We start from the raw sequence: 19,428 nt of genomic DNA on the forward strand, positions 1-19,428 counted from the left end.
TCTTTCTACGCGTGTTCCAGCTTTTGCTTGCGGCCCATCAGGTTCCTGATCGCGGTCTGCGGGTCACTGCGGCCCGCCAGCACGTCGGACATTCCCTGGGCAATCGGGAGCTCGATCCCATGGCGGGCGCCGAGCGCCAGCGCCGCCTCGGTCGTGCGCACACCTTCGGCGACCGTCTTCGTCCGGGCCAGTATCTGCGCCAGCGATTCACCGCGCGCCAGCGCCATCCCTAACTGCCGGTTCCGGCTGAGATCGCCAGTACACGTCAGCACGAGATCGCCCAGGCCCGCGAGGCCGGCCATGGTTTCGCGCTGGGCGCCCAGGCCGACCGCGAGCCTGGAGAGCTCGGCCAGGCCACGCGTGATCAGGGCCGCCAGTGCGTTGTGACCGAGCCCGAGGCCTTCGACCACTCCGGCCGCAATCGCAATGATGTTCTTGAGGGCGCCGCCGATCTCCACGCCGACCACGTCGCTGCTGCCATACAGCCGCAGCGAGTTCGACCGGAAGTGGGCCTGGATCATCTCGACGGCGGCAGACGATGCCCCAGCGGCGACCATGGCGGTTGGCAGTTCGCGCGCCAGCTCGATCGCGAAGCTCGGGCCCGACAGGACCACCACCTCGACACCGGCAGGACATTCGGCGCGAAGCACCTCCGACATGCGCAGCATCGAGCCCTGCTCGAGACCCTTGGTCGCGCTGACCACGTTGCAGCCGGTTGCCATGAACGGGTTGGCCGCCCGCATCACGTCGCGCACGCCGTGCGACGGCACCGCAACGACGACGAACCGAGCGCCGACCAGCGCGTCTTCGAGCGCATGGGTCGGCCCCAGCGACGGCGGCAGTTCGATGCCCGGTAAATACGTCGCGTTGACCCGCGTCGTCGCCATCTGCGTAGCGAGCGCAGCGTCCCGGGCCCACAGGCGGACGTCGTGCCCGGTCCGCGCCAGGTGCACGGCCAGCGCCGTGCCCCAACTACCCGATCCCAACACCCCGATGGTGTGTGTCATGTCCCTAATGCGCGTTCGGTTCGCGACCACAGGCGGGCGACATTGCCGCGGTGACGGAACAGAATCAAGGCCGCCACGATGGTGGCGCCGAGGTCGACCGCGCGCAGGCCCGGCGTCGACCACTCGATCACCGGCAGCAGCACGGCGGCGACGATGGAACCGAGCGAGACGAAGCGGGTGCGGGCGACCGTCAACCCGAACGCCGCCGCGGCAATCGCCGTCGGCCACGGCGCCAGCACCCCGAACACGCCGCTGGCGGTCGCCACGCCCTTGCCGCCTTTGAAGCCCAGCCAGACTGGATAGATCTGGCCCACCACGGCGGCCACCCCGGCCGCCACCCCCGCCGGCCCCGGGCCCACCACCAACACCGCGCCGGCGCCCTTGGTGACGTCGGCGAGCATCACGGCGAGCCCCATGCGCCATCCGCCGGTGCGGTACACGTTCGCCGCGCCGACGTTACCGCTGCCGACCTGGCGCAGGTCCACGCCACGCGCCGACTGCGCGACGAGGTAGCCGATCGGCAGCGAGCCGACGGCGTAGCCGATCAGGATGGCGGGAAGGAGGTCCATACGAGTGGCGCACTGACCAGTCCAGTATAGTGCGGCCCTCGCCCCTCGACTGCGCTCGGGGCGACCCTGAGCCTGTCGAAGGGCCGTGTCAGATGGCTGCGATACAGGGTGACGCGATCCACCACCGATCGCGCGCCGCGCACCTCGACCGACTGCAGCACCTTGGGCCAATCGACACCCGCCCCGGCCATCTTGATGCGCCCGAGCGTGAGATGCGGCAGCAGGGGCCGCGACTCGGGATCGAACGTGCCCGCGAGCCGCCGGCTCACCTCGGCCTCGAGCGCGCCGAGCGGCGAACCGCCGGCGACCACCCCGAGCCACAGCGCCCGCGGATGACGCGGCGACGGGAACGCGCCGATGCCGCGCCACTCGACCTCGAACGGCGCCATGTCGTAGGGCGGGGACAGCTGCTCGCAGAGCGCCGGCAGCGCCGCCTCGTCAACCTCGCCGATGAACCGCAGCGTCACATGCATCGCCGCCGGCCTGACCCAGGTGATCTTCGGCGGCGTCTTCACGGCGTCGATCTTGTTGGTGATGACCTGGATGACCCGGGCGGCCTCGGCGCGAACGGCATCGCCGACATCAATGGCGACAAAGACCCTCGCGAACATCAGCCTCCCAGCAACGAGCGGCGCAACAGGTCGATGGCCCAGTTTGCCGACATGGCCTTGACCATGTCGCGCCCGCCGGGGAACCGGAACGTGCGCACGTGTGTGGCCGCGCCGGCGACGGCAATGCACACGGTGCCGACCGGCTTCTCGGCGCTGCCGCCGCCGGGCCCGGCGATGCCGGTAATGCTGACGCCGACCTGCACGCCGGCGCGGTCGCGAATGCCTTCGGCCATGGCGGCGGCCACCGGCTCGCTGACCGCGCCATGTTCCCTGATCAACGACGCGGGCACGCCAAGCAGGTCAACCTTGGCTTGATTGCTGTACGCCACGATGCTGCGCTCGACGTAGTCGGAACTCCCCGGCACGTCGGTCAACCGCGACGTGGCCAGACCGCCGGTGCAGGATTCGGCGAGCGCCACGCGCCAGCCGCGCGCGCGCAGCAACTCGCCCACCGTGGCCTCGAGCGACGCGCCGTTGGTGCTGACGACGTCGCGACCGAGTGCGCGCGTCAACTCATCGACCGCTGCGTCCAGCGCCGCCGCCGCCGACGGCGCGTCGGCGGATTGAAGCACCAGGTGCAGCTCGACCTGGCCAAGCCCGGCAAGAATGGTCGTGTCGATCGCCGGGTGCTGCGCCAGCCAGCGCGAGTAAATGGGCTGCGCGACTTCCTCGACCGCGGATTCGCCCTTACCGGATACGCGCACCAGGCGGCGAAACAGCCGCGTGTCGCCCGCGAGGGCGGCCAGGCGTGTCCGCACCTCGCCGGCCATCATCGGCTGCATCTCGCGGGGTGGGCCCGGCAGCAAGGCAATGACTGCCCCGTCGTGCTCGAGCCATAGTCCGGGCGCGGTGCCGTTCGGGTTGTCGAGGACGGTCGCGCCGCTCGGCACCTGGGCCTGGCGGCGGTTGACGGCCGGCATCTTCCAGCCGCGCGAGGCAAACCGCCGCTCGATCGCCTCGATGATCACGGGGTCTTCGCGCATCGACAGCCCCAGGTGGCCCGCCACCACCTCGCGGGTGAGGTCATCGTCGGTGGGACCGAGGCCACCAGTCATCACGACCACGCGGTGCCGATGCAAGGCGTGCGCAAGGTAAGACGCGAGCTCGCCGCGGTGGTCGCCGATGATCGCCTTGCACGTCACGGCGATGCCGAGATCGTTCAGCACCTGGGTGATGAAGAGCGAGTTGGTGTCGGTCTTCTCGGGCGTGAGCAGCTCGCTGCCAACGGCGATGATGGTCGCGTCGAGGGGGCGGGAGTCTACGCGATCAGCCACGACGGCATCCACCACATGCACAGGCGCAGCACGAGGTACGCATACACCCCGGCCATCGCGTCGTCGAGCATGATGCCGTAGCCGCCGGGCAGGTGCTCCAGGCGGCCGGCCGGGTACGGCTTGACGACATCAAACAGCCGGAACAGCAGGAATCCGACCAGGACGCCGGCGAGCGACACCGGCAGCAATGCCAGCGTGATCAACATCCCGAGTACTTCGTCGATCACGACCGGCCCGGGATCCTTGCGGCCGAGGGCGCGCTCGGCGCCGTTGGCCGACCAGATGCCCGCCGCCAGCACCACGGCAATGGTTCCCAGTTCGAACGCCGGCATCCCCACCCAGCGGACGAAGGCGAACAGCGCCAGGGCCGCCAGCGAACCGGCGGTGCCGGGAGCGATCGGGAAGAACCCGACGTAGCCAAAGGTGGCCACAAACAACGCCAACTGGTTCATTCGCTGACCACGCGGGTGCCCGCCAGACGATCGTGCAAGGCGCGATGATCGCTGCTGAAGAACGCCGGCACGTACGACAGCCCCAGCGTGGCCGGCACCAGCATGCAGCCAACCGCCCGCAACACGCCACCGGCCGCGTCGATCGGCCGGCCGTCGTCGCCAATCACCCGCAGCCCGAGGAGCATCTTGCCAATGGTTTGTCCGCCGGCCACGGTGAACGCCGCCACGTAGCCGAACGCCAGCAGCGCCAGGAAGGCGGCGAACGGCGCCACCGGAATGACCCGCAGATCCTCGATCGTCGTTTGCAGCCCGGAAATGCGCAGCGTGAGAAACAACACCGCGGCGTCCACCGCCGCGAGCAGGGCGAGGTCGATCACGCCGGCGCCAACCCGCGCCGCCAGCGTCGGCGCCTGCATCAGTGAGGCCACGGTTTCAGCAGTCAGCGCGCTGACCTCGGCGCTGGTCGGCGGCGCCGGCGCCGGCTCGAACGCGAGCGGCGCTTCCATGCGGACTGGCCGCGTGGTCCGTGGCCGGTTGCGCGGGATCTCGGGGGTGGCGCGGCGCACGGCCAGCGGCGTGCGCGCCGCGCGTGGCAGGAGCGGCGCGTCATCGAACGGCAGCGCGTTCGGATCCGCCGGCACGTCTGGCGGCTCGTGCTCCGGCTCGGCCCGGGCGTGGGGCTCGGCGAGCGACATCAACGACGGGGCTGAGGGTTCGAGAGCGCCGGACCGGGGTTCGGATGCGACCGCCGTGCCGGACTCGGCATCGCCAAACAGGCGATCGAGATCCAGCGCCCCAGCGGCGAGGTTGTCGGTCTGCCGCTTGATGGCCGGCAACTCGAAGTCACCGGACGATTCCGAGGCCGGGTCTGGTCGCAGGGCTAGATCGGGCTCGGTGCTGAAGGGCGACAGCGAGAAGTCGTACTGGCAGTTCCGGCACCGGTCGGTGGTCTCAAACCCAAGGTAACCGCACTTCGGGCACTTCATTCGCGGGGCGGCTCGGTGGACGGGACGGCGGGCGCGGGCGCCGAGGCCTCGGCGATCGCAATCGCCAGCAGCTCGGTTTGAATCGCGCCGCGCAAGCGATCCGCATCCGGGCGTAACGAGTCGCCGAGCGGCACGCGGTCGAGGACGCGCAGCGCGTCGCGCAACTTGCCGCTCCCAAACAGCGCGCGGCCCTGGACCAGGTAGGTTTCAGTGGGCGCCGGCACGGGCAGCGGCGCCGGCGTGACCGAAGCGGTCACCGGCGTCCCGGCGGTGGCCTGGACCGGGAACCAGTCGGCCAGGCCGTTCGGCGTGACGACGACAAACGAAATGGCGGCCACGATCACAATCGCCGCCGCCGTCAGCAGCCACAACACCAGGCTGCGCGAGCGCGGCTCCTCGGTCGGCTGACCGGTGGTCGCGGGCCTGACCCGGGCGCGTTCGCGGCCCGCCGGCGCCACGTGCGACGAGGTGCGCTGGCCCACGTCGAGGCGATCGATGCGTCCAATCACGCCGAGCGCCACGTCGTGCGAGGCGCCCTGGTCCAGGGCATCGCTCAGCAGCGCGCGGGCGCGCACCACCTCGCCGCGATCGAACGCTTCGAGGCCCTGGTGCACGAGCGCCTCGGAAATGCGCTGCTGCTCCGCCTGCGCGCTGCGCGCGCGATCGATATACGCCCGCGCGCGATCGTGGTTGCGATCGAGGAACAGCACGCGGGTCCACAGGTTGACCGCGGCGTCGAACTCACCGGCAAAATAGTGATCGAGACCCGTCACGAGCAGATGCTCGATACGCCCCTCGTCTTCAGCGGGCAGCGCCTCAGGCCGGCGAGGGCCTGACGTGTGCGGGTCGGCCATGGGTAAGTGACGGTGATTATAGCACTTACCCTGACCTACAATGGATAGCCATGCCGACCATTGAATGCGTTCCTAACATCAGCGAAGGTCGCCGCCTCGATGTCATCGACGCCCTGGCCGACACGCTCCGCGGCGTTGCTGGCATGCGCGTCCTCGACGTCCAGTCCGACGCCACCCACAACCGTTCTGTCTTCACGCTGGCCGGCACCGCTGAAGGACTGGCCGCCGGCATCCCCAGGCTGTTCGAAGGAGCCATCGCCGCCATCGACCTGCGCACGCACACGGGTGAGCACCCCCGGCTGGGCGCCGTGGATGTCGTGCCGTTCATTCCCATCGACGGCGTGACCATGGCCGAGTGCGTCGCGCTGGCGAAGGCCATCGCGGCCGACGTGGCGACGCGGTACCAACTGCCGGTTTACCTGTACGAGGACGCGTCGACCAACGCCGCCCGAAAGAACCTCGAGGACATTCGCCGGGGCGAGTTCGAGGGGCTGGCCGCCAAGATGAGGCAGCCGGCGTGGGCGCCCGACTTTGGTCCGGCCGCGCCGCACGCGACCGCCGGCGCGTCGGTGATCGGCGCGCGCATGCCGCTCATCGCCTACAACATCAACCTGGCCACCAACCGGCTGGAGGTCGCGAAGAAGATTGCGTCGGCCATCCGCATGAGCAGCGGCGGCTTGCGCTTCGTCAAGGCCATGGGCATTCCGCTCGAAGACCGCGGCATCGTCCAGGTGTCGATGAACCTCACCAACTACGAAAAGACGCCGATCTACCGGGTGTTCGACCTGGTGAAGCGCGAGGCCGAGCGCTATGGGGTGCAGGTGCTCGAGAGCGAGATCGTCGGGCTGGTGCCGTCGGCGGCGCTCACGCAAACGGCGGAGTACTTCCTGCGTCTCGAAGGATTCTCCAGCGGCCAGATTCTCGAGAACAAACTCAACCACGAAGACACCAAGGACACGAAGAAGCCAACCTAGGCTTCGTGCGCTTCGCGTCCTTCGTGGTTGCTATTTCTCGGTGCGCGGCGTGACACCGAAGGCACGCAGCTTCTTGTACAGGTTCGAGCGCTCGACCCCGAGCACTTCGGCCGTGCGCGACATGTTGCCCTGATGCGACGCCAGGGTCTTGAGGATGTAGTCTTTCTCGAACTCGTCGCGCGCCTCGGACAGTGGTCGCGCCGGACCCGGTGACGCCGGCGCGTCGGGCACACCGTCGCGGCCGAGGAAGCCCAGGTCTTGCGCCGTGATCGTGTCGCCCGACACCATGATGATCAGGCGTTCGATGACGTTGCGTAATTCGCGCACGTTGCCCGGCCACGAATACTGGCGCAGCCGCGCCGCCGCCTCCGGCGCCAGCCGCTTTGGTTTGCGGCCGTACTCCGTGGCCAGCAAGGCCATGAAGTGATCGGCCAATTGCGGGATATCGTCCTGACGCGTGCGCAAGGCCGGCACGAAGATCGGGATCACATTGAGCCGAAAATAGAGATCTTCCCGAAAGCGACCGGCGGCAATCTCGCCGACCAGATCCTTGTTCGTCGCCGCGACCACGCGGACGTCCACTTTGATCCGCTGGGTGCCGCCGACGCGCTCCATCACCTGCTCCTGGAGGACCCGCAGCACCTTGGCCTGCGTCTTGAGGCTCATGTCGGCGATCTCGTCCAGGAAGATGGTTCCGTTATTGGCCTGCTCGAACCGCCCCGGCTTGTCAGCGACGGCGCCGGTGAACGCTCCGCGCACGTGGCCGAACAGCTCGGACTCAATCAGTTCCTCGGGAATGGCGGCGCAATTCACCTCGATGAACGGGCCGCTCTTGCGCCGGCTGCTCTGGTGGATAAGCCGGGCCACCAACTCCTTGCCGGTGCCGTTGTCGCCCAGGACCAGGACGCGACCGTTGGTCGGTGCGGCCAGGGACACTTGCTGCCGCAAGTGCGCCATGGCGGGGCTGTCCCCAACCATCGTGTAGTTCTGCTGCCGATCGACCTTGGCCCGCAGCACGCGGTTCTCGGCCTCGAGATCGCGCTGCCGCAGCGCGTTGCGCACGACCAGCACCGTCTTCTCCAGCGACAGCGGCTTCTCGATGAAGTCGAACGCCCCCATCTTGATGGCGCGCACCGCCGACTCGATGTTGCCGTGGCCCGAGATGATGACGACCTGGGAATCGATCTGGCGCTCGCGCAGCCGCTGCAGCGTGGTCAGGCCGTCGAGGCCGGGCAGCCAGATGTCAAGGACGATCACGTCAAAGGCATCGCTGTTCGCCCGCTCCAGGCATTCCTCGCCCGTGCCGACACTCTCGACCTCGAAGCCTTCGTCTTTCAGGACCCCGCTGATCGACGAGCGCACGCCGGGTTCATCGTCAACAACAAGAATGGACGGCATCAGGCTGGTAGCTCGATGATAAACCGGGTTCCGGTCGGCACGTTGTCGAACACGTCGATGCTGCCCCCGTGCTCGGCGACGATGCGCCGGACAATGGCCAGGCCGAGGCCGCTGCCGCGGCCCTTGGTCGAGTAGTACGGCAGGAACAGCTTGTCGCGCTCGGCCGACGGTATGCCGGGGCCGGTGTCGGCCACCACCACCCGGATCAGGCTGTTCGGCACGTCCCGGGCGGTCTCGACCACAATCGCGCCGCTGCGTCCCATCGCCTCAATCGCGTTGTCGACCAGGTTGATGATGACCCGCTTCATCTGCTCGGGGTCGACCCGCACCTGGCCGACGCCCGGGTCGTAGCGCTTCTCGAAGGTGACCGAGGCGAACAGCCCGTCGTACAGCGCGAGCGTGGTGTTCAACAGGTCGTGCAGTTCGGTCGGCACCGCGCGGGGTGCGGGCATACGGGCAAACTGCGAGAACTCGTCAACCAGGCCCTTGAGCGACTCGACCTCGCCGATGATGGTCGCGGTGCATTCCTGCACCAGGTCCTGCAGCGGCGGCGCCACGTCGCTCAACTTGCGGCGCAGGCGCTCGGCCGACAACTGGATCGGGGTCAACGGGTTCTTGATCTCGTGCGCCAGCCGGCGCGCCACCTCGCGCCACGCCGCCACCTTCTGCGCGCGAATCAGCGGTGTCACGTCATCGACCACCAGCACGGTGCCGTCGAAGCCGCCGTCGGTGCCAGGCACCCGCGTCGCCGCCGCCACCACGTGCCGCTCGCGGCCGTCCCGCACCAGCGCCACTTCCTGCGCGAACGAATCCATCCGCGCCTTGGCTGCCTGGTCGAGCACGTCGTTGATCACCGCCAGGTCGGGGCGCGCAAACACGTCCACCGCGGGACTGCCGACGACGGCGGCATCGACCTCGAGCAGGCGCACGGCCGAGGGGTTGATGGTGCCAATGCGGCCGGAGCGATCGATCGAAACCACGCCGGTGGCAATGCGCTCGAGAATGGCCTCGATATAGCGGCGGCGGCCTTCGCCCTCTTCGTGCTTGCGCTCGAGGTCGATGCCGGCGCGTTCCAGCCGGCGGCGGGTCGACGCCACTTCCGCGGCCATGGCATTGAACGCCTCGACCATGGAGCCGAACTCGTCGGTCCCCTCGTGGGCGATCCGGTGATCGTAGTGGCCGGCGCCAATCTCCTTGGCGGCTTCCGACAGCATCTGCACCGGACGGGTGATGCGCTTGGCCAGGTACAGGCCCATCCAGGTCGAACCGACCAGGATCAGCAGCGTGACCATGACGAAGAACGACACGTAGACGCCGGCGAGCGGCTGCTTCAAGACCCGCAGCTGGGTGTAGTCCTCGTAGGCCTTCGTCATGCGGCGCGCCCGCTCCGCACGTTCGCCCGACAGGTACTCGCTCACCACCACCGCGCCGGTCACTTGTCCGGCCCCGTTCCGGACGGCCTCGCCGACGTGCAGCAGGTCTCCCCCGCCGGCAAGCTGCTCGAGGACACTCGGCGCGTTTTCGGTCCCGCTCGCGGCCCGGCCGGCCAGGCGATCGGCCGACCCGCGCGCCCACCCCTGCGGCATGGCCGGTGCCGCGACATCGACCAGCGACACCACGCTCGGCGGCTGGCCCGGCACGCGGTCGGCGCGGTAGACCTGCACCACCGCCACGCGCGGGCCAGTGACTTCGGGCGCCACGATGTTTTGCACCCGCGTCATGTCGGCGGTGGTCAGGTCGATAGCCCCCAATTCGCGGGCCAGCCGCCCGGCCTGCTCGGTGACCAGCCGTTCGCGCTCCTGGTAGTAGTCGGCGGCAATGCTGTTCGCCCCGGACAGGATCTCTTCCATCGGCGTGTTGAACCAGCGGTCCACCGCGGTCAGCACGACGCGGCTGCCGACAATCAAGACCAGCACTGCGGGAATGACGGTGAGGCCGAGGAACGCGAGCACCAGCTTGGCGCGGAAGCGCCCGAGCGGCAGGCCGCTGCGGCCGTCGAACACCGACTTGATCACGTTGCGCGCCAGCACGAAGCCGAGCGCGACGAGCATGGTGATGTTGGTGGCGTAGAGCGCGTAGAGCACGACTTCGGTCAGGAAGTCGGGCGACAGCGTCGAGGTGCGATCGGCCAGCCAGACAATGCCGCCGAGCGCGACGAGCAGCATGACGATGCCGGCCAGGATTAGTGGCGGGTTGTCGCGGAACGGTCGGCGCGCCCGCACCGGCGCGCGGGGCTTGGCGGACGCCACTGGGCCTATTCCTTGCTGCCTCGCAGGGCGCGCGCTTCCTGCACGAAGTCGTCCACATCGCGGAAGTCGCGGTAGACCGAGGCGAACCGCACGTACGCGACCTGGTCGAGGCGCTTCAGTTCCTGCATGACGAGCGCGCCCAGGTCCTTGCCGGGAATCTCGCGCTCGGGCTTCTCAATCAGAAGCTGCTCGGCCATGTCGGCAATCTCTTCGATGTCGGCGACCTTGACCGGCCGCTTCTCGCAGGCCTTGAGCAGGCCGCCAATCAGCTTCTGGCGCTCGAACCGCTCGCGCGTGCCGTCCTTCTTCACGACCATGTACGGAATCTCGTCGATGCGCTCGTAGCTCGTGAAGCGCTTCCGGCACGTGTCGTTCAGGCACTGGCGGCGGCGGCGAATCACATCGCCCTCGCGGCTCTCGCGCGAATCGACCACCTTGTCGCCGAGTTCACCGCAGAACGGACATTTCACCCGAGGTCTCCTCTCGCCAGGCCGCCAATCTTCAGGCCCTCCTGGATCGTGAAAATCATGCCCGCGATCACCACCGGCACGACGCCGATGGCGTGCAGGACAATCGCCGCCCCGACGGCGGTGTCGTTATCGGCCCCGAAAAACGAGGTCGCGCCCAGCCGGAACGCCTCGTGAAAGCCGCCGACGCCGCCCGGCGTCGGAACCGCCACGCCCACCACCAGCGGCGCAAGCATCAGCAAGCTGCCGGTCATCGGCATGTCGATGCGGAAGGCCACCGCCACCGCCCACAACCCGCCGGCGACCACCACCCACAGGGCGATCGACCAGCCGAGGGCGGCCACGACCCGCCACGGACTGCGCAGCACGGCAAATCCTTCAGCGAACGTTCGCGCCAGTCGTGCGATCCACGTCGCGATCCGCGCGGGTAAGACCCGCTCGGCCTTGAGCAGCCACCCGTGCAACCGCTCGGGGTGGCCGGCCATCACGAACATCACCACCAGCATCCCGAGCGCCACCGGCGCCATGACGAAGCCGCCGTAGCGAATGGCGCTGAACATGGCCGAATCGCGCGACTCCAGCCCGGGATCGAACCACAGCAGGAACGCCGCCAGCAGCAGCAACACCGCCACCAGGTCGAGGATGCGCTCGACGATGATCGTGGCGAAGGCGGCCGTGGCGCTCAGCCCTTCCTTGCGGGCAAGCAAATACGGGCGAATCACTTCGCCGGCGCGGGCGGGCAAGACCGCCGACGCGGCAAACCCAATGACGGTGGTTCGCAACACCACCATGAAACGGGTCGGCCCCAGCGGGGCGAGCAGGTACTGCCAGCGCTCGGCGCGAATCAAGAACGTCACGCACGTCATCACCACCGAGACCACCAGAAGATCGACCCGCGCGGCCCTGACCGACGTCAGCACCTTGCCCAAGTCCGCATTTCGCAGGAAGAGGTACAGAAGCCCAACCGCCAGACCAAGGATGACCAGTGTCCGAAGGACGATGCGCAAACCACCGTCCATACTACATGAGGTATCGATTGGGCGCGGCACCCCAGCACATTGGCGTCTTGCGCATGGTCCGCCGGGCCGTTACCATGTTGCCTTCCTTTCACACGAGCGCCCGTGCCTTCACAACCTCTCTTAGATACCCAGCTTGATGGCTTGTCCCTGGTCCGCCGCGGGAAGGTGCGTGATGTCTATGCCATAGACGATGCCCTGATCCTGGTGGCGACGGACCGCATTTCGGCATTCGACTACGTGCTGGGTTCAGGCATCCCCGACAAGGGCCGCGTCCTGAACCAGCTGTCGGCGTTCTGGTTCGCCCGCACCGGCCACATCGTGCCGAACCACATGCTGTCGATCGACGTGCCGGCCTACCCCGCCGCCGCGCAGACGTACGCGGCGCAGCTCGAGGGCCGGTCGATGCTGTCCCGGCGCACCAATCCCCTGCCCGTGGAATGCGTGGCCCGCGGCTATCTCTCGGGCTCGGGCTGGAAGGACTACCTGGCGACCGGCGAAGTGTGTGGCATCAAGCTGCCGTCGGGGATGCGCGAGTCGGACCGCTTGCCCGAGCCGCTGTTCACGCCGGCGACCAAGGCCGACTCGGGCCACGACGAGAACATCAGCGAAGCGGCCGCCGCGCAGGTGGTCGGCGCGGAGCTGCTGGCGCGGCTCAAGAAACTGACGCTCGCGCTCTACGCCCACGGCGTGGCGCACGCCGAATCCAAGGGCATCATCCTGGCCGACACCAAGTTCGAGTTCGGCCTGACCGACAGCGGCGAGCTGCTGCTGATCGACGAAATGATGACGCCCGATTCGTCGCGCTACTGGCCCAAGGACCGGTATGCGCCCGGCGGTCCCCAGCCGAGCTTCGACAAGCAATACGTCCGCGACTACCTCGAGTCGATCAAGTGGAACAAGCAGCCGCCGGTCCCGTCCCTGCCGGCGGACGTGGTCGCGCGCACCCGCGACAAGTACATGGACGCCTATCGCCGGCTGACGGGCCAGGAGTTGGTGACCGCCTCCCCCTCCGCCGAGGCTACGGGGGACAGGGGTGAATAAGCTCCTGGACCAGTTGGTTGCCGAGATGGTGACACGGGGCGTGCACTACGCCGACGCGCAGCGCGAGTTCGAGAAGCGCTTCATCGGCTGCGTCATCGACAAACACGACGGCAACCTGTGCAAAGCCGCCGACACGCTGGGCGTGCACCGCAACACCCTCACGCGCAAGGTGAAAGACCTGAAGATTCGCGTCCGGTCCCTGTAGGCGCGCCGCTTCGCGGCGCGTAGGGCTCGAGCCCTCCGGGCTCTTCGTGGGGCTCGGCGCTACGCGCCTCGTGGGGCCCTACGACGCATAGCGAGCCCGACGAAGGCCGAAGGCCGAGCCCCACGAGCGAAGCGAGCCCCCGCCACCCCGGCCGCAGGGCACGCCTTGACGCCCTCTGCGGCCTCCGCTATCATTAGCAGTCGTGCATGTCGACTGCTAGCTAACAGGGCAGTCGACTGCCAAAGAACCATCACGCTACATAACCAGCAAACGTTAGAGACGGAGAGCAACAGCATGGCTTTAAGACCGCTCCACGACCGCATCCTCGTGCAGCGCACTGAGGAAGAAGAACAGAAGGTTGGCGGCATCATCATCCCGGACTCGGCCAAGGAAAAGCCGCAGCAGGGCAAGGTGACGGCTGTCGGCGCTGGTAAGGCTGACAAGGACGGCAAGCGCATTGCGCTCGACGTCAAGGAAGGCGACACCATCCTGTTCGGCAAGTACTCGGGGCAGGAAGTGCGTGTCGACGGCGAGGATTACCTCATCATGCGCGAGGACGAAGTCCTGGCGGTGATCGAGGGCGGGAAAAAGAAGTAACGACGGAGATTCATATACATGGCTAAGCAGATTATTTACGGCGAACAGTCCCGCCAGGCGATCCTCCGCGGCGTGAACCAGCTGGCCGACGCGGTCAAGGTGACCCTCGGCCCCAAGGGCCGCAACGTCGTCCTCGACAAGAAGTTCGGCTCCCCCACCATCACCAAGGACGGCGTGACGGTGGCGAAGGAAATCGAGCTGCGCGACCCGCTCGAGAACATGGGCGCCCAGATGGTGCGCGAAGTGGCGAGCAAGACGTCCGACACGGCCGGCGACGGCACGACGACGGCGACGGTGCTGGCCCAGGCGATCTACCGTGAAGGCGCCAAGAACGTCGTAGCCGGCGCCAACCCGATGGAACTGAAGCGCGGCATCGAGAAGGCGGTCGAAGTCATGACCGCCGAGATCAAGAAGATGTCCAAGCCGGTCAAGGGCAACATGATTGCCCAGGTCGGCATGATCTCCGCCAACGGCGACGAGACCATCGGCAAGATCATCGCGGAAGCGATGGAAAAGGTCGGCAAGGACGGCGTCATCACCGTTGAAGAGGCCAAGACCCTCGAGACGACGCTGGACGTGGTCGAAGGCATGCAGTTCGATCGCGGCTACCTGTCGCCCTACTTCGTGACCGACCCCGAACGCATGGAAGTGGTGCTCGAGAACCCCGTCATCCTGATCCACGAAAAGAAGATCAGCTCGATGAAGGACCTGCTCCCCGTGCTCGAGCAGGTGGCCCGTCTCGGCCGTCCGCTGCTGATCATCGCCGAAGACATCGAAGGCGAAGCGCTGGCGACCCTGGTCGTCAACAAGCTGCGTGGCACGCTGCAGGCCGCGGCCGTCAAGGCCCCGGGCTTCGGTGACCGCCGCAAGGCGATGCTCGAAGACATCGCGATCCTCACCGGCGGCAAGGCCCTGACCGAGGACCTCGGCGTCAAGCTCGAGAACATCAAGCTCGAGGACCTCGGCAAGGCCAAGAAGGTCACCATCGACAAGGACAACACGACCATCGTGGAAGGCGCCGGCGAAGGCAAGGCCATCGAAGGCCGCGTCAAGCAGCTGCGCGTCCAGGTCGAAGAGACCTCGTCCGACTACGACCGCGAGAAGCTCCAGGAACGCCTGGCGAAGCTCGTCGGCGGCGTCGCCGTCATCAAGGTCGGTGCGGCCACCGAAACCGAGATGAAGGAAAAGAAGGCTCGCGTCGAAGACGCGATGCACGCCACCAAGGCGGCCGTCGAAGAGGGCATCGTGCCCGGCGGCGGCGTGGCGCTGCTGCGCGCCAGCAAGGCGCTCGACACCCTCAAGCTCGAGGGTGACCAGAAGATCGGCGTGCAGATTATTCGCCGCGCGATCGAAGAGCCCTGCCGCTGGATCGCCACCAACGCAGGCCTCGAAGGCTCGATCATCGTGGCCCAGGTCAAGGACGGCAAGGGCGACGAAGGCTTCAATGCCGCCACCGAAGTGTTCGAGGACCTGGTCAAGGCCGGCGTCATCGACCCCGCCAAGGTGGTCCGCAACGCGCTGCAGAACGCCTCGTCCATTGCTTCACTGCTCCTCACCACGGAAGCGCTGATTTGCGACATTCCGGAAGAGAAGAAGGAAGCCCCGGGCGGCGGCGGAATGCCCGGCGGCGGTATGGGCGGGATGTACTAACACCTTAGGGTGCCTAGGGTGCCAAAGGTGCCAAAGGTGCCAAAGGGAAAGTCTAAAGGCCCGGGAGCTATTGCTTCCGGGCCTTTTCTTTTCAGGGCATGACCGCCAGTAGCTGAACGCCAGGGTTGTTGCGTTCGCAATACTCGAGCGCCCATTCTGACTCGAACAGGATCATCGGGCGGCCCTCGCGATCGGTGGCGCTGCGCGTGCCCGCCGTTGACGCCGACATCGCGGCTACCTTGTCGGCCGGCCCCACCACCCAGCGCGCAGCCTTGTACGGCAGAGAGTCCACGTCGCACATCACGTTGTATTCGTTCTCGAGGCGCGCCTTCAACACTTCGAGCTGAAGCGGACCGACCGTGCCCAGGATCGGCTCGCGCCGCCCCACGGTGGGATAGAGGACCTGCATCAGGCCCTCCTCCTCCAACTGCCGAATGCCATCGTCAAACTGCTTGAAGCGGACGTCGCGCAGACGGGCGATGCCGAAATGCTCGGCCGGGAAGCGCGGGATGGCCGGGTACTTCAGCGCGAAGCCGTGGTACAGCGTGTCGCCGATGCCGAACTGGCCCGGATTCACCAGGCCGACCACGTCTCCCGGGTACGCCCGCTCGATGGTTTCGCGATTGCCGCCGAAGAAGCGATAGGGCCGCGACGCGCGGATCTCCGTGCCCTGCCGCGCGTTGGTGATCACCATGTCCTTCTCGAAGACGCCGGAGCACACGCGCAGAAACGCCACGCGGTCGCGATGGCGGCGGTTCATGTTCGCCTGAATCTTGAAGACAAACCCGCTGAAGTTCGGCGACTCGGGCGCGATCATTCCCTGGTCGCTCATGCGGGGACGCGGCGGCGGCGCCAGCTCGGTCAACGCTTTCAGAAACGGCTCGAGACCGAAGTTCGACAACGCGCTGCCGAAGAACACCGGCGTGTGCTTGAAGTCGAGATAGGCCTGGTGATCGAACGAGGTGCCCGCGCCGGTGACGAGTGACGTCTCGTCGATCAAGTGCTGCCACGGCTCCTGCCCCAGCAGCTCGGCGAGCCGCGGGTCGTGCGCGTTCGACACCTGCACCGGCGCCTCTTGGGCGCGGCCCTTCCGCTCGTAGAAGTGCACGATCGAGTTCTCGAGGTCGAACACGCCGCGGAAGCGATCGCCGCTGCCGATCGGCCAGTTCATGGGCACCGCGTGAATGCCCAGCACGCGCTCGATCTCGTCGAGCAGGTCGAACGGGTCGCGGCTCGGCTGATCCAGCTTGTTGATGAAGGTCAGCACCGGCAGCTTGCGCAGCTTGCACACCTCGAACAGCTTGCGCGTTTGCGCTTCGATGCCCTTGGCGGCGTCGATCACCATCACGACCCCGTCCACGGCAAACAGCGTCCGGTAGGTGTCTTCGCTGAAGTCCTTGTGGCCCGGGGTGTCGAGCAGCGTCAGGTGGTGCTCGCCGATGTCGAACTCGACGGCTGCCGACGTCACCGAAATGCCGCGCTCGCGCTCGATGTCCATCCAGTCGGAGACGACCGCGCGTTCGGATTTGCGGCCGCGCACCGCGCCGGCCAGCTCGATGGCGCCGGCGTACAGCAGCAGCTTCTCGGTGAGCGTGGTCTTGCCCGCGTCCGGGTGGGAAATGATGGCGAACGTGCGGCGTCGCGCGACTTCGGCTTTCAGCGTGGAATCAATGGAGGCAGCAGTGGTCAATCAGTGAATCTCTGCGATGAATTTTACCAGTTCCCCGCCCCAGATCGCCGGAATCGAATGGGTGCCGTGGCCGCGGGTCTCGTCGGTGATGGGCAGCAGGATGAACCGCCCATTCTTCACCTGCTTGATCAGCTCCTGCATCATCGGTAGCTCGGGCGGGTTCACGAAGTCGTCGGCCGAGTTGATGGCCAGAAGCGGCGCCGTGATTTTCGACAGGTGCGGCGCCGGGTTGTAGTCTTCGATGGCGCGGTAGTAGTACAGCATGTCGTTGGCGTCGGTCGCCTTCGAGCGGCTGGCAATCTGGCCGGCCAGCCACTGGTCGGTCGCCTCACGGGTCGGGAACTGCTTCTGCCACTGCAGCGGCACGCTGGTCGCCATCAGCAGGAACCCGATCGCGCTCGACAAGCCTCGCGGCTGCTCCGTGTAGTTGCCGTCCTGCCACGTCGGATCCGTCACAATCGCGTCGATCAGCATCTTGCGCCACACGCGGTTGCGGCCGCCAATCTCCACCGGGTTGCTGGCGAGCGGCACCAGGCCCGCCGCGAAGCCGGGATACATGTAGCCCCAGTTCCACGCGTGCATCGCGCCCATCGACGTGCCCATCACCAGCTTCAGGTTCGTGAGTCCCAGCCCCTCGGTGACCAGCAGGTGCTGTAGTTTCACCATGTCGGCGTAGCCGTAACGCGGGAACTTCATCCGAAGCCCATCGCTAGGCTTGCTCGACCGGCCGTGGCCGACGTTGTCGGGCAGGATGATGAAGTACTTCTCGGCGTCGAGCGGCTGCCCCTTGCCGAACAAGCGCCCGCCGTATGTCTGGCTCAGAAAGCCGGCGCCCGTGCCACCCGTGCCGTGCAGGATCAACACGGCGTTGCGCACCACGCCGTCGGCATCCTTGCGCGGAGCGCCGACGGTGCGGTAGTGAATCTTGACTTCAGGGATGCGATCGCCGCTCGTGAAGACGTAGCCGCGCGCGACGTAATCGCCTTCAACTGGAGCCGGATAGGTGGCCTGGACCACCTGCGCGACAGCGTTCATCGGGGCCGCGACGGCGGCCAAGGCCAGCAGGAGTAGCACGCGCATCATGCGCGAATCCTACCGGAGCGTGAACGTCAGCTCAATCGTGATGATGACGGGCACGGGGTCTCCCTGGCGCATGCCGGGGCGGAAGCGCCACATCTTGGCCGCCTTGATGGCTTCCTGGTCGAGGCCGAAGATCGGGTCGAGCGATCGGGTGACCTTGACCTCGCCAACCGAGCCGTCGGGCATCACGATGCACTCGAGCCAGACCGAGCCCTGCACCTTGGCGCGCATCGCGTCGGCGGTGTAGGCGGGCTTGACTTCGCGCAGGACGACCGGCAAGGTGATCCCCGCCCCTGGACGGTAGGCGCCGCCGCCGGTGCCGCCCCCAAACCCCGCGCCGAGGCCTGAGCCCTGGCCAGAGCCAATCCCCTGCCCTGTGCCGGTTCCCGCTCCGCCGCCCGAGCCGGCGCCCTGCGACTCCGAAACGACGGGCACACTGGGCTGGATGACGCCAGGCAGGGTCTGCTCGGCCGCCGCCATTGTTTGCGCGGGAATCAACAGTTCCGCCGGCGGCGGCTCGGGCTTGGGCGGCTCCGGGGTTGGCGTGGGCGCCTTTTCCACCGGAACGGTGATCTTGTCCTTACCCGGCAGCTCCGCCTTGCGCGGCGGCTCAGGCGCCTTGTTGCCGCCACCACCGCCACCGCCACCGGGACCAGGCGTCGCCAGCCAGACGATGTCGTTGACGGGAGCGTCAGGAATGAATTCCGCTGCGCTCGGCTGGGGCCCAAACCGCACGGCCAGCAGCATGATCAGGCCCACCGCCACATGCGCGGCCACCGAGGCGCCGACACCGAAGCCCGACTTGCGTTCGGCGATCGTGAAACGCAGTTCCGCCGGACGGTCGGTGACGTACAGCGGCGCCGACCGGGAAGTCGCGTCAGGTCGCTTCGGTGTGGATTCGGCCATGAGCTAAATAGTTGGACCCACGGCCATTCTGACCGACGGGTTATGGGCTGACAAGTGCAAAGCCAGCGCCATACCCATTTGACGCCAATTGGGGACAAATGGCTTCACACCATGTAGCGTCCGCCTTCAGGCGGACCGTGCCGGTCCGGCTAAAGCCGGACACCACAGTTGCGCCCAGGTGCTACAATCGCTCTACGGTCGCAGTCTGTCGCGGCCTTAAGGAGCACTCATGCTTGGTTTGATTGGCCCACTCGGATTGCCGGAAATGCTCATCATTCTGGCGATTGTGATCCTCATTTTTGGCGCCAACCGGCTGCCGGAGCTCGGCAAGGGCATTGGCCAGGGCATCAAGAACTTCAAGAGCGGAATGAAGCAAGAGAGCACCGACGAAAAGTAGTC

Annotated in this window: 20 protein-coding genes; 6 read left to right on the top strand and 14 right to left on the bottom strand. The window is 67.2% G+C overall.

Annotation, left to right across the window (positions count from 1 at the left end; translation table 11 throughout):
- Positions 1-5: 5 nt before the first annotated feature.
- From Q8T13_12510 to Q8T13_12540, 7 genes are read right to left on the bottom strand one after another with little or no spacing between them, the layout of a single operon-like run.
- Entirely contained in the window at positions 6-1,007 is a 1,002-nt protein-coding gene (locus Q8T13_12510) for an NAD(P)H-dependent glycerol-3-phosphate dehydrogenase (protein MDP3718577.1), read from the bottom strand.
- Positions 1,004-1,576, bottom strand: coding sequence for a glycerol-3-phosphate 1-O-acyltransferase PlsY (plsY, locus tag Q8T13_12515; protein ID MDP3718578.1), 573 nt, complete (start codon positions 1,574-1,576; stop codon positions 1,004-1,006). The genes Q8T13_12510 and plsY overlap by 4 nt, the downstream gene beginning before the upstream one ends.
- Complete coding sequence (gene thpR, locus Q8T13_12520) at positions 1,552-2,187, bottom strand: RNA 2',3'-cyclic phosphodiesterase (protein MDP3718579.1); 636 nt, start codon at positions 2,185-2,187, stop codon at positions 1,552-1,554. Before thpR ends, plsY begins: the two co-directional genes overlap by 25 nt.
- Positions 2,187-3,461, bottom strand: coding sequence for a competence/damage-inducible protein A (locus tag Q8T13_12525; protein ID MDP3718580.1), 1,275 nt, complete (start codon positions 3,459-3,461; stop codon positions 2,187-2,189). Before Q8T13_12525 ends, thpR begins: the two co-directional genes overlap by 1 nt.
- Complete coding sequence (locus Q8T13_12530; GenBank protein ID MDP3718581.1) at positions 3,446-3,913, bottom strand: phosphatidylglycerophosphatase A; 468 nt, start codon at positions 3,911-3,913, stop codon at positions 3,446-3,448. Before Q8T13_12530 ends, Q8T13_12525 begins: the two co-directional genes overlap by 16 nt.
- Positions 3,910-4,899: an RDD family protein gene (locus Q8T13_12535; GenBank protein MDP3718582.1), complete on the bottom strand. Its 990-nt coding sequence runs from the start codon at positions 4,897-4,899 to the stop codon at positions 3,910-3,912. Before Q8T13_12535 ends, Q8T13_12530 begins: the two co-directional genes overlap by 4 nt.
- Positions 4,896-5,753 carry a hypothetical protein gene (locus Q8T13_12540; GenBank protein MDP3718583.1) on the bottom strand — a complete coding sequence of 286 codons (858 nt, stop codon included), beginning with the start codon at positions 5,751-5,753 and terminating at the stop codon, positions 4,896-4,898. Before Q8T13_12540 ends, Q8T13_12535 begins: the two co-directional genes overlap by 4 nt.
- A gap of 50 nt (positions 5,754-5,803) precedes the next feature.
- Between Q8T13_12540 and ftcD the strand changes: the two genes are divergently transcribed.
- Complete coding sequence (ftcD, locus tag Q8T13_12545; protein ID MDP3718584.1) at positions 5,804-6,727, top strand: glutamate formimidoyltransferase; 924 nt, start codon at positions 5,804-5,806, stop codon at positions 6,725-6,727.
- Between the two features lie 30 nt (positions 6,728-6,757).
- On the opposite strand, the gene Q8T13_12550 is transcribed toward ftcD, so the two are convergent.
- From Q8T13_12550 to Q8T13_12565, 4 genes are read right to left on the bottom strand one after another with little or no spacing between them, the layout of a single operon-like run.
- Entirely contained in the window at positions 6,758-8,128 is a 1,371-nt protein-coding gene (locus Q8T13_12550; protein ID MDP3718585.1) for a sigma-54 dependent transcriptional regulator, read from the bottom strand.
- Positions 8,125-10,374 carry an ATP-binding protein gene (locus tag Q8T13_12555; GenBank protein MDP3718586.1) on the bottom strand — a complete coding sequence of 750 codons (2,250 nt, stop codon included), beginning with the start codon at positions 10,372-10,374 and terminating at the stop codon, positions 8,125-8,127. Before Q8T13_12555 ends, Q8T13_12550 begins: the two co-directional genes overlap by 4 nt.
- 5 nt (positions 10,375-10,379) lie before the next feature.
- Positions 10,380-10,844, bottom strand: a complete 465-nt coding sequence (nrdR, locus tag Q8T13_12560; protein ID MDP3718587.1) for a transcriptional regulator NrdR — start codon at positions 10,842-10,844, stop codon at positions 10,380-10,382.
- On the bottom strand, positions 10,841-11,848 hold the full coding sequence (locus tag Q8T13_12565) for a lysylphosphatidylglycerol synthase transmembrane domain-containing protein (GenBank protein MDP3718588.1): 1,008 nt from the start codon (positions 11,846-11,848) through the stop codon (positions 10,841-10,843). The genes nrdR and Q8T13_12565 overlap by 4 nt, the downstream gene beginning before the upstream one ends.
- 114 nt (positions 11,849-11,962) lie before the next feature.
- On the opposite strand from Q8T13_12565, the gene Q8T13_12570 reads away from it, so the two are divergent.
- The 4 genes from Q8T13_12570 (at position 11,963) to groL (ending at position 15,353) form a co-directional block, all read left to right on the top strand.
- Positions 11,963-12,901, top strand: coding sequence for a phosphoribosylaminoimidazolesuccinocarboxamide synthase (locus Q8T13_12570; protein ID MDP3718589.1), 939 nt, complete (start codon positions 11,963-11,965; stop codon positions 12,899-12,901).
- Positions 12,894-13,106, top strand: a complete 213-nt coding sequence (locus Q8T13_12575; GenBank protein ID MDP3718590.1) for a helix-turn-helix domain-containing protein — start codon at positions 12,894-12,896, stop codon at positions 13,104-13,106. The genes Q8T13_12570 and Q8T13_12575 overlap by 8 nt, the downstream gene beginning before the upstream one ends.
- A gap of 294 nt (positions 13,107-13,400) precedes the next feature.
- Positions 13,401-13,703, top strand: coding sequence for a co-chaperone GroES (groES, locus tag Q8T13_12580; GenBank protein MDP3718591.1), 303 nt, complete (start codon positions 13,401-13,403; stop codon positions 13,701-13,703).
- An 18-nt stretch (positions 13,704-13,721) separates the two neighbouring features.
- The gene (groL, locus tag Q8T13_12585) at positions 13,722-15,353 is read left to right on the top strand and encodes a chaperonin GroEL (protein MDP3718592.1); all 1,632 of its coding nucleotides are present in this window, start codon (positions 13,722-13,724) and stop codon (positions 15,351-15,353) included.
- 91 nt (positions 15,354-15,444) lie between these two features.
- On the opposite strand, the gene Q8T13_12590 is transcribed toward groL, so the two are convergent.
- From Q8T13_12590 to Q8T13_12600, 3 genes are read right to left on the bottom strand one after another with little or no spacing between them, the layout of a single operon-like run.
- Positions 15,445-17,043: a peptide chain release factor 3 gene (locus tag Q8T13_12590; protein MDP3718593.1), complete on the bottom strand. Its 1,599-nt coding sequence runs from the start codon at positions 17,041-17,043 to the stop codon at positions 15,445-15,447.
- Positions 17,044-18,126: an alpha/beta fold hydrolase gene (locus Q8T13_12595; GenBank protein MDP3718594.1), complete on the bottom strand. Its 1,083-nt coding sequence runs from the start codon at positions 18,124-18,126 to the stop codon at positions 17,044-17,046.
- Between the two features lie 9 nt (positions 18,127-18,135).
- On the bottom strand, positions 18,136-19,029 hold the full coding sequence (locus Q8T13_12600; GenBank protein MDP3718595.1) for an energy transducer TonB: 894 nt from the start codon (positions 19,027-19,029) through the stop codon (positions 18,136-18,138).
- 238 nt (positions 19,030-19,267) lie between these two features.
- Here Q8T13_12600 and tatA point away from each other — a divergent pair, with 238 nt between their 5' ends.
- Positions 19,268-19,426 (top strand): twin-arginine translocase TatA/TatE family subunit, encoded by a 159-nt coding sequence (gene tatA / locus Q8T13_12605; protein ID MDP3718596.1) that lies wholly within the window; start codon positions 19,268-19,270, stop codon positions 19,424-19,426.
- Positions 19,427-19,428: the final 2 nt, after the last annotated feature.

The sequence above is a fragment of the Acidobacteriota bacterium genome (genome assembly GCA_030697165.1).
In the GTDB taxonomy this organism is placed as follows: domain Bacteria; phylum Acidobacteriota; class Vicinamibacteria; order Vicinamibacterales; family UBA2999; genus 12-FULL-67-14b.

Excerpts from the sequence above, each read along its gene's own strand:
- Q8T13_12510 (MDP3718577.1), bottom strand. The coding sequence starts at position 1,007 with ATGACACACACCATCGGGGTGTTGGGATCGGGTAGTTGGGGCACGGCG.
- plsY (MDP3718578.1), bottom strand. The coding sequence starts at position 1,576 with ATGGACCTCCTTCCCGCCATCCTGATCGGCTACGCCGTCGGCTCGCTG.
- thpR (MDP3718579.1), bottom strand. The coding sequence starts at position 2,187 with ATGTTCGCGAGGGTCTTTGTCGCCATTGATGTCGGCGATGCCGTTCGC.
- Q8T13_12530 (MDP3718581.1), bottom strand. The coding sequence starts at position 3,913 with ATGAACCAGTTGGCGTTGTTTGTGGCCACCTTTGGCTACGTCGGGTTC.
- Q8T13_12535 (MDP3718582.1), bottom strand. The coding sequence starts at position 4,899 with ATGAAGTGCCCGAAGTGCGGTTACCTTGGGTTTGAGACCACCGACCGG.
- Q8T13_12540 (MDP3718583.1), bottom strand. The coding sequence starts at position 5,753 with ATGGCCGACCCGCACACGTCAGGCCCTCGCCGGCCTGAGGCGCTGCCC.
- ftcD (MDP3718584.1), top strand. The coding sequence starts at position 5,804 with ATGCCGACCATTGAATGCGTTCCTAACATCAGCGAAGGTCGCCGCCTC.
- groES (MDP3718591.1), top strand. The coding sequence starts at position 13,401 with ATGGCTTTAAGACCGCTCCACGACCGCATCCTCGTGCAGCGCACTGAG.
- groL (MDP3718592.1), top strand. The coding sequence starts at position 13,722 with ATGGCTAAGCAGATTATTTACGGCGAACAGTCCCGCCAGGCGATCCTC.
- Q8T13_12595 (MDP3718594.1), bottom strand. The coding sequence starts at position 18,126 with ATGATGCGCGTGCTACTCCTGCTGGCCTTGGCCGCCGTCGCGGCCCCG.
- Q8T13_12600 (MDP3718595.1), bottom strand. The coding sequence starts at position 19,029 with ATGGCCGAATCCACACCGAAGCGACCTGACGCGACTTCCCGGTCGGCG.